This window comes from Fructobacillus evanidus (assembly GCF_963580165.1).
Taxonomy (GTDB): Bacteria; Bacillota; Bacilli; order Lactobacillales; family Lactobacillaceae; genus Fructobacillus; species Fructobacillus evanidus.
Map to the genome: position 1 here is coordinate 87,373 of NZ_CAUZLM010000006.1, position 8,420 is coordinate 95,792.

Annotated in this window: 11 protein-coding genes; 8 read left to right on the plus strand and 3 right to left on the minus strand. The window is 45.6% G+C overall.

Features of this window, described 5'->3' with window-relative positions:
* The first annotated feature begins 72 nt into the window (after nt 1–72).
* The 3 genes from AABI08_RS06045 to lepB are packed head-to-tail and all read left to right on the plus strand — an operon-like array spanning nt 73 to nt 2,036.
* Nucleotides 73–1,008: a ribokinase gene (locus AABI08_RS06045; RefSeq protein ID WP_338344135.1), complete on the plus strand. Its 936-nt coding sequence runs from the start codon at nt 73–75 to the stop codon at nt 1,006–1,008.
* A 35-nt stretch (nt 1,009–1,043) separates the two neighbouring features.
* On the plus strand, nt 1,044–1,358 hold the full coding sequence (locus AABI08_RS06050) for a hypothetical protein (RefSeq protein ID WP_338344134.1): 315 nt from the start codon (nt 1,044–1,046) through the stop codon (nt 1,356–1,358).
* Nucleotides 1,359–1,406: 48 nt separating this feature from the next.
* On the plus strand, nt 1,407–2,036 hold the full coding sequence (gene lepB, locus AABI08_RS06055; protein WP_338344132.1) for a signal peptidase I: 630 nt from the start codon (nt 1,407–1,409) through the stop codon (nt 2,034–2,036).
* Nucleotides 2,037–2,289: 253 nt separating this feature from the next.
* Here lepB and AABI08_RS06060 read toward each other — a convergent pair whose 3' ends face one another.
* On the minus strand, nt 2,290–3,948 hold the full coding sequence (locus AABI08_RS06060) for an alpha-keto acid decarboxylase family protein (RefSeq protein WP_338344515.1): 1,659 nt from the start codon (nt 3,946–3,948) through the stop codon (nt 2,290–2,292).
* A gap of 106 nt (nt 3,949–4,054) precedes the next feature.
* On the opposite strand from AABI08_RS06060, the gene AABI08_RS06065 reads away from it, so the two are divergent.
* Entirely contained in the window at nt 4,055–4,465 is a 411-nt protein-coding gene (locus AABI08_RS06065; RefSeq protein WP_338344129.1) for a MarR family transcriptional regulator, read from the plus strand.
* Nucleotides 4,466–4,589: 124 nt separating this feature from the next.
* Here the strand turns inward: AABI08_RS06065 and AABI08_RS06070 are convergent, their stop codons facing one another.
* Together AABI08_RS06070 and AABI08_RS06075 are read right to left on the minus strand one after the other, a co-directional pair.
* Nucleotides 4,590–5,099: a hypothetical protein gene (locus AABI08_RS06070; RefSeq protein WP_148666526.1), complete on the minus strand. Its 510-nt coding sequence runs from the start codon at nt 5,097–5,099 to the stop codon at nt 4,590–4,592.
* 317 nt (nt 5,100–5,416) lie between these two features.
* On the minus strand, nt 5,417–5,965 hold the full coding sequence (locus AABI08_RS06075) for a YbhB/YbcL family Raf kinase inhibitor-like protein (protein ID WP_338344127.1): 549 nt from the start codon (nt 5,963–5,965) through the stop codon (nt 5,417–5,419).
* Between the two features lie 99 nt (nt 5,966–6,064).
* Between AABI08_RS06075 and AABI08_RS06080 the strand changes: the two genes are divergently transcribed.
* The 4 genes from AABI08_RS06080 (at nt 6,065) to AABI08_RS06095 (ending at nt 8,291) form a co-directional block, all read left to right on the plus strand.
* Nucleotides 6,065–6,559, plus strand: coding sequence for a DUF1440 domain-containing protein (locus AABI08_RS06080; RefSeq protein WP_338344126.1), 495 nt, complete (start codon nt 6,065–6,067; stop codon nt 6,557–6,559).
* Nucleotides 6,560–6,760: 201 nt separating this feature from the next.
* The gene (locus tag AABI08_RS06085) at nt 6,761–7,063 is read left to right on the plus strand and encodes a helix-turn-helix transcriptional regulator (RefSeq protein ID WP_338344125.1); all 303 of its coding nucleotides are present in this window, start codon (nt 6,761–6,763) and stop codon (nt 7,061–7,063) included.
* Between the two features lie 16 nt (nt 7,064–7,079).
* The gene (locus tag AABI08_RS06090) at nt 7,080–7,760 is read left to right on the plus strand and encodes an HD domain-containing protein (protein WP_338344124.1); all 681 of its coding nucleotides are present in this window, start codon (nt 7,080–7,082) and stop codon (nt 7,758–7,760) included.
* 15 nt (nt 7,761–7,775) lie between these two features.
* Nucleotides 7,776–8,291 carry a GNAT family N-acetyltransferase gene (locus tag AABI08_RS06095; protein WP_338344123.1) on the plus strand — a complete coding sequence of 172 codons (516 nt, stop codon included), beginning with the start codon at nt 7,776–7,778 and terminating at the stop codon, nt 8,289–8,291.
* Nucleotides 8,292–8,420 lie beyond the last annotated feature (129 nt).

Consider the following 8,420-nt stretch of genomic DNA (forward strand, 5'->3'; position numbering starts at 1 on the left):
AAAAACGGGCTCTTTTCTTGTAAAATAGTAGAAGGAAAGTCAAGTAACTGACGGCTGCGAAAGGATTTCGTCATGGTCAAGAAGACAACAATTATCGGTTCAACTAATTTGGATAAAGTTACCCGGGTGCCCCGGTTAGCCAATAGCGGGGAAACGCTCTCGACGCCCCAACACCAAGAAGAAGTCATGGGTGGCAAGGGTCTCAACCAGGCGGTGGCTGTTGCCCGCGCTGGTGGTCAAGCCAACTTTATTACCAAGGTTGGTGCCGGCTTTGATTTAGCTGGACGGGTTCAAGAGGATGGTTTAAACCTTGACTATGTTTTGGAATCGCAGGATGCCGAAACGGGTCAGGCCTATATTACGGTTTCTAAGGCCACTGGTGATAATATTATTTACGTCTATGAGGGGGCCAACGGCCAACTCTTAGCCAAGGATGTTTGGGACCAAAAGGCCGCTTTTGAGGATGCAGCCTTTTGCTTGGCCCAGTTGGAAATTCCTTTGGAAACGGTGCTTTCAGCCTTTAAGGATGCTCACGAGGCCGGGGTGGTGACGGTTTTGAACCCAGCACCTGTTCCAGACCAAGAAAATTTTCCCAAGGAATTGTTGGCGGAAAGCGACTTGGTGATTCCAAACGAGCACGAGACGGAGCTCCTAACCAACATCCCGGTCACGGACCGCGAGTCTTTGATTCAAAATGCTGATTTCTTCTTCAAGGCGGGCGTTAAGCACGTGTTGATTACCCTCGGAGACAAGGGGGCCTTTTATAAATCAGTCGATGGCAAGGAGGTCACGGTCAATGCGATTAAGACAACCGCTATCGACACAACAGCGGCCGGTGATACCTTTATTGGCGCCTTATTGTCACGACTGGTGCCATCCTTTGCCAATATCGAGGGTGCTATCAAGTATGGCGTGGCGGCGGCTTCTTTGACGGTGGCTCAGCCTGGTGCGCTGCCATCCATCCCGTTTGAGGATGCGATTTTGGCCCAACTACCAAAGACGAAGTAAGCAGTTGGGAGAAGCGCGGAAGGAGGCTCATAGAGTTGAAAATTGCTGACATGAACCTAACGAGAAAGGATTACTGGGTCTCGGTCCAAGAAGAGGTTGACCCTGGGGCTGAAGCCACTCAACCACCCGTGTTGGACTACCGGGTCCTGGCCTTTTCCTTTGAGAACAACCTGATTATTGACTGGCAGAGGGCATTTCCTGGCCCTAATCCGACGGATATCGTTCCTGATTTATACATGGATTCGGACTTAAAAGACTTGCATTTGACCCATGGCATCTATCATTTCATTACAAATGGGCGAACAAGTGATAAAATCTATCATATAACGATTAATACCGTGCGCTCCTGATTTTTAGTTCAGGACTACATAATAGTAAAATCAATTAAGGAAATGAATATGAAAAAATTTTTGAGCTTTCTTTGGAATTGGATTGCTCCAATTGCTTTTGGTATTGCAGTTTACTTGGTCGTGACCACTTTCTTGGTGAACGTCGTGACCATCAATGGTGATTCGATGGCGCCGAACTTGTTAGACGAGCAAAAGGTTTTGGTGACTAAGACCCATGAAGCCAAACGCGGAGATGTGATTGTGTTTGATGCCCGGAAGGAAGATCCGCGCATCCAGGCCGGTAACAAGGACTACGTTAAGCGTGTGATTGGTTTGCCTGGTGACACGGTTGAATACCGTAATGGCGACCTGTACGTCAACAATAAGAAGGTCAACGAGTCCTTTATCTCATCAGATGAACAGCAGACTGGAACGGAAGCTAGTTTCGGTTCGACTTGGTCGCTTGGTACGTTGTCTTCAACGGGCATGTGGAAGAAATCAGACCAGGGAAAGACGGTTGTTCCCAAGGATGCCTACTTCGTTTTGGGTGATCACCGTTCTGTTTCAAACGATAGTCGTTACTTTGGTTTTGTTTCCAAGGAACACGTTGTCGGTCGGGTAATCGTGCCGTTCTGGTATAGTGATACCGTCAAGAAGAACGTTGAAAAAGAACGTAATCACTTCTTTGCTACTAATTAAAAAATAATCAGCCGTTTGGCAGGATGAAACGAACAACGCCGAAATTTGAACCAATGAATTTCGGGGCTGCGAGTCAGGAAAACCTGCTGGATGGCTTTTTTGTATGCCCGTCTTTGCTGCTGAAATGGTGGCAATTGATTTTAAAATCGGCCTCCATTTCTAGCAACTAAAAACACCCCTTTTGCCGAGGCGAAAGGGGTGCTGATTTTATATAAGCAATAAGCAGAAAAGGAAATGGTGTGGAGAATGAATCTTAGTGGTTTTGAGCTTCGAAGCGGATACCAGTTTCAATCAACTGAGCAGGTGCATCCTTCATGCCCATGTTGGCTTGAACGATGACCATCTTGTCAGTTTCTTGGTCGGCCTTCTTCATGGCAGCAATCAATTCTTCTTCAGTTGAAACTTCGATGAAGTCGTATTGGTCGGCGCTGGCACCAAAGGCGGGAGCAATCAAGTCATAACGGTACTTTGGCACATCGTTATAAGGTTCGTTCATCCCGTGAATAACACGTTCAACCGTGTAGCCGGTGTTTTCGATAATGAACAAAACGGGGTTCAAGTGTTCCTTCAAGGCTAAACCAAAGTCTTGGATAGTCAATTGCAGTGAACCTTCACCAGTGGTTAAAACGGCACGGCGGTCAGGGTTAGCCAATTGAGCACCAATGGCTGCTGGGAAGGCGTAGCCGATTGAGCCCCACAATGGTTGACCGAAGAACTTAGCACCGCTGGCCAAGTTTTGACTTGCCAAACCGAAGAAGGATGTTCCTTGTTCGACAATCAAGGTCTTGTCACCGGTAATGAAGTCTTGCAAGGCCCGGTCATAGAAGGCCTGAGTCAAAGGTTGGTCACTAGCCTGTAGAGTAGCAGGTTCTGCTGGCTTTTGTACGGCAGGCAAATCCAAGTTCAAATCAGTTGTGGCCAAGCCTTGGATAGTGGCAACAAAGTCAAAGTCTGCTGGCAAAGATTGACCAAAGATTGTGCCACGGCGAGTTGAGAGCGTGATGGTTTGACTGTCATCGAATTCTTGCGTGAAGCCACCAGTAACAGAGTCGGTCAACTTAGCACCCAAGACAAAGACAACATCTGCATCGGCAACGAAGTGGTTAATAGCTTCGTCTGAAATCGTTCCGTTGTAAGTACCAACGAAGTTGGCAAAGGTTTCATCAACGGCTGCCTTACCCAGTCCAAGATCGACAACGGGGATGTTATTCTTCAATGAAAAGTCTTGAATGGCTTGGCCCAAGTTAAAGCGGTCGACTTCGTGGCCAACGACAATCACTGGGTGGCTAGCCTTTGCTGCGGCTTGCTTAATCGCTTCGATTGAAGCAGGGGCTGATTTTTCGGCTGTGGTAAACAAGTCGTTAATACCTGCTTTCAAAGCAGGGTTAACGGGTGTGTTAACCAAGCCACTTGGCAAAACAAGGTAAGCAGGCTTCTTTTCATTGGCGATGTACGTCAATGTTTCGTTGATTTGGTCGATGGCGTGGCCTTCATCCAAGATAGTCGTTTTGATACCCAATGTTTCGTGGGCCTTGATGAAGCGGTCAAAGTCGCTGTCACCAAAGGTATGGTGCACTAATTTGCCGGCATTTTGTACGCCGTTTGTTGGGGCACCAACAATTTCCAAAACAGGAACGTGTTCGGCGATACTGCCGGACAAGCCATTGATGGCACTTAATTCACCAACACCGAAGGTCGTTACGAAGGTTGCAAAGCCCTTTTCGCGAGCATAGCCGTCGGCCATGTAGGAGGCGTTCAATTCGTTGGCATTGCCGACCCATTTCATATCGTTACGATGGGTGATATGGTCCAAGAATTGGAGGTTGTAATCACCGGGGACACCGAGAATCTCGTCGCCACCCATGGTTTTGATTACATCCAAGAGATAATCTGATATAGTATATTCAGTCATAAAAGTTCTTCCTTTCTTTTAGGTCAATTATCTTTACCTATAACAAGAACTATAGACCCTATTTTTAACTATGTCAACCTAATTGACCTAAAAAGGAGGATTTCCTTTGGAAATCGATCAAAAATTACCAACAATCTTCTTTGCCTATCAGGAATTCGCTTCACTGGTTGACCTTTCGCAATATGATTTAACTCAAAACCAGCACCGAATGCTCTTTATTATTTCTTCCCTAGAAGATGTGAACATCAAGAAAATTCTGGTTCTCATCGGTATCTCCAAGCAGGCGGCTAACGTTGCCATTCGCGACTTAATGGAGAAGGGCTTAGTGACAGAACACCGGTCAACGGTGGATAAGCGCGTCAAATATTTGCAGTTAACCCCAGAGGGTATTGACCTTAATGATCAAATTAACTTGGAGCAAAAGCGCCTTTTGGACCGCTATTTTGATGAGGCAAACGGCGATTGGGAAAAGGCAATGACGAAGTTGGCGCAAAAGTACCTCGACCGGGTGAAGTAAGGTTTTTATCTTTCATTTTTAATCAGCAGAAAAATTCTAAGTTTTAATACAAGAAGTACAAGTCAAACAAAAAAGGGCCAGTCACCGATAAAATATCGGTAGCTGGCCTTTTAGGTCTAGATTTTTACTTGCTCTGATCGTTCTTGTCTTTTTTACTACGAGACCACCAGTGCTTTTTTTGCTCGTCTTCCATTTCAATTCGTTGAACACGAGAGGTAACCTTGTCTAACTGTGACAGGGTTGCCATTTGAATATGTTGTTGCTGGTCAACGGTTGTTTGCGTTTTTTCCAGGTTTTGTTCGGCCTTTTCCAAGGTCGACTTTAAGGTATCGATGTGCTGTTTGCGATCATCGAGTTGTCGGTCCTTATAGCCAAGCTGGGACTCCAACATTTCTAGACGCATCTTTAAGATTTCGATTTCAGCCTCGCTATCGATGTTTAAATCAGCAAGTGCGGACTCTTTGGCAGGCTTTAATGCCGTTAATTCTTCTTCGGTATACGTGCCGTTTAAATCAATCCCGCGCATCTTAGCTCGTTGAAAGAGCGTTTCACGCTCGATGCCCAAGAACAGTGTTAGTTCGGCAGTCGAGGTGAAAGTATAGTAATCTTTCATATTTTCGCGTTTAATTTTCAACAGACAATCCTCCGTTTGTATCTTAAATACCAGGATATAGAACTTGTTTCCGGGTTGTCAAAAAACGCAGTTGTTGATTGACAGCTTTTATGAAAAGTTTTGCCGAGAATTCCTGAAAAAATCAGGATTTGCAAGTGCCATCCAAGGGTTAAGTATACCAAAGAAAAAAATGACCGGGACAAGCTTAAGCATTTCTTAGACAAAAAATGTGAAACTTAAACTTTGAAAAAGTGTTTTTCTGGTGAAAACCGTTAAGCTTGGGTCAAGATATCAACGAGCGTTGTGTTCGGTTAGCAGTTAGCTATCGGTGAAAACCGTTAAGCTTTAGCCAAGATGTCAACGCTGGCCTTAGCTAAAATGACTGCTGGGTTATCCTGTTCGAGGTGATGGAGTTCATTTAAGAAAAAGCCGGCCGTCACGGGCAGTTTGTCTTTGCAGGCAATAACCATGAGGGTGTAACGGTGGTCATGGTCTGGTGGCACGGGTCCGATATAAGTTTGCTTGAGCTTGGGATCTTTCTCTTGAATATAGCGAGAATAAGAAGAGTTTTCCCCCTGGACAAAACCGTCATTGACAATATCAGTCTTGTGATTAGCAGCCAGTTGCGCTAAGTTGGCTGGCACTGAGACTGTATCGCCCGTCACGGGGTAGTTCGCGGCTAACCAATGAATCCAGGGAAAACCCATCACAGGAATCGAATCAAAATCAATGAAGGCCCAGGCCAGGTACTTGGTGCCAGCGGGGAGGTCAGTCACCTCAAAAGGGAATGATTGAATGGGGTAGCGACCTGATTTTTCGTTATCGTTGGCAAACTTGCTGTAAGCGGCCGGCAAATAGCCATTTTCTGTTGTCACTTGAATCTGCATGAATGTGACTCCTATCGTCTTTTTCTGCATTATAACACTGCTTTTTCTAAGGGCAAAGTGTTATGATTAAAAAGAATTATTTTGAGGAGAAACAGTTCTATGTTCAACATCATCTTTAACGCAGTTTGGGTCGGGGCCCTGGCTGGTTTGTTTGGCGGCATGGTCCGATTCGGTTGGACGAAAACGCTGCCTCCCCGTAGTCAGATGGCAACACAAAATGGACCGATTATGGCCTTCTTACAGCAACTCGGTTTGACTAAAAAAGAAGCGCAAAAAAGCCTAACCGTAGCCGGTGACCAGTCCGTTCCATTTATTGCCTTAAGTGTTTACTATGTTTATTCGATGCTGATGGCCATCTTTTTTGTTTTAGCTGCTAACTTTGACGGCCGTTTGACCTATGGGCTGGGCACGATGTTTGGCTTCATTCTCTGGATTGCGGTCGATATTTTTCTCTTGCCAGCCTTCAAGACGATTCCTTTTTTCTGGCACCGTTCCGTTTATGAATTGGTGGTCGAAATGGTTGGTTATTTAATCTTTGGCTGGGCCATTTACTTGGTTGCCCTCGGGTTACCGATTTCTGGTGTTTACCTATAAAAATTTATCTTGTTAAAAAGTGCTCCGAATTGCTGAAAAATCAGGATTCGGGGCTTTTTGATTATCAACGAGTTGTCTTTCTTAGGCTGTCCTTGGCGTGATAATTTACGGTGCAAATTCGGCTGGTTTTGGTTACAATAGAAGCAAGAATTTAGTATAGGAATTTTTTGATTACGCTCTTCATTAATTGGAGGACGTAATATGGTCACAAATTTTAGCTGGGGACCGCCAGGCGATTTGAAAAAAGTTTTAAGAGACCTTTCTTTTCGCTATCGGCTCCAGAAGAAAATTGCGCACGAACTCAAGGTTGGACGCAAGGAAGCCCATTTGACACAGGTTCAGGTGGCGGATGCGTTGAACATTTGTCAAAGTGCGGTTTCCAAGTATGAGGCGGGGAAGGTCAGTCCTGATTTGACCCTCTTACTGTCTTTTTGCTACCTCTACGGTTGGACATTTGAGGAGTTCTTACTTCGGTTGAATATTCGGACGAAGGGGCGTTTTTGAATAGAAGGGATATCTAGTGGCGATTGATTTAACGGCGATTCGAAACTTTGCAAGCGAAACATTGGCGGGTGATACTTCTGGGCATGATTTTTTGCACGCCCGGCAAGTGGCTCGGTTGGCAGTCACCCTCTATGAGGAAGACCATGGTCAGGTCAGTGAACAGGACCAGGCAATTTTAGAGTCGGCCGCCTTGCTTCACGACACGATTGATGACAAGGTGGTGGCTGATGTCGCTGCTCAGGAAGTTTTAGTGGAAGACTTGCTCCGACAGTCTGGAATTGCGCCGATTGGGCAGGCGTTGGTAGCCGAAACGATTACCCATCTGTCCTATTCCGCTAACCTAAAAGAGCATTATGATCTTTCCTTATTAGGACAATATGTCCAGGATGCCGATCGCTTGGAAGCGCTGGGGGCAATCGGTATTGCCCGGACCTTTGCCTATGGTGGGCAAAAGGGACACCCACTGTACGACCCAGCGATTAAACCGGTGCAACTGCAAACGAAGGAACAATACCGCCACCACCAAACTACTTCCATTAACCATTTCTATGAAAAGTTATTGAAATTAGCGGATCAATTGAATACGCCGGCCGGACAAGAAGAAGGTCAGCGGCGGTCTGCTTTTATGGAAAACTTTTTGGCCGAATTTCAGCGTGAAACAGAGGCGTTGTCGGACCCGGCCTTTCGGGTGCAGTAAGGGGAAAATGGGCCTATGGCAAAGATAAAAGAAGTGACGACAGCTGATATTGCCGACTTGCAAGACATTAGTCGTCGGACGTTTGCGAAGACTTTCGCTGACGATAATTCAGCGGCTGATTTAAACGAATACTTGGATACCGCTTATGCTACCGATAAACTATTGGCCGAAGTGGAGAATCCAAACAGTCAGTTCTATTTTGTCTTTCATGAAGACAATCTGGCAGGTTATTTAAAGTTGAATTGGGGTTCGGCCCAGTCAGAAGAGCAGGGCGATGGTTCACTTGAAGTCGAACGGATTTACCTCTTGGCTGCCTTTCAACGTCTTGGTTTGGGGCGGCAGTTGCTGGACCAGGCCTTTGACCAGGCGAATGCACTTGGTAAGGGTCGGGTATGGTTGGGCGTTTGGGAACATAATCAAAACGCACTCGCCTTTTACCAAAAAATTGGCTTTACGCCCTTTTCCGACCATGTGTTCCAACTGGGAACGGATGCCCAACGTGACATTTTAATGGAAAAAGTTTTAATTTAAAAAAGCACTGGCCTAGGGTGATATGAACCCCGAAATTTGGACAACCAAATTTCGGGGTTTTACTATGTCTAAATTATCAAAAGAAGACAAAGTTAATATTTATTATCTTTGGAAAAAACAATGCTATAG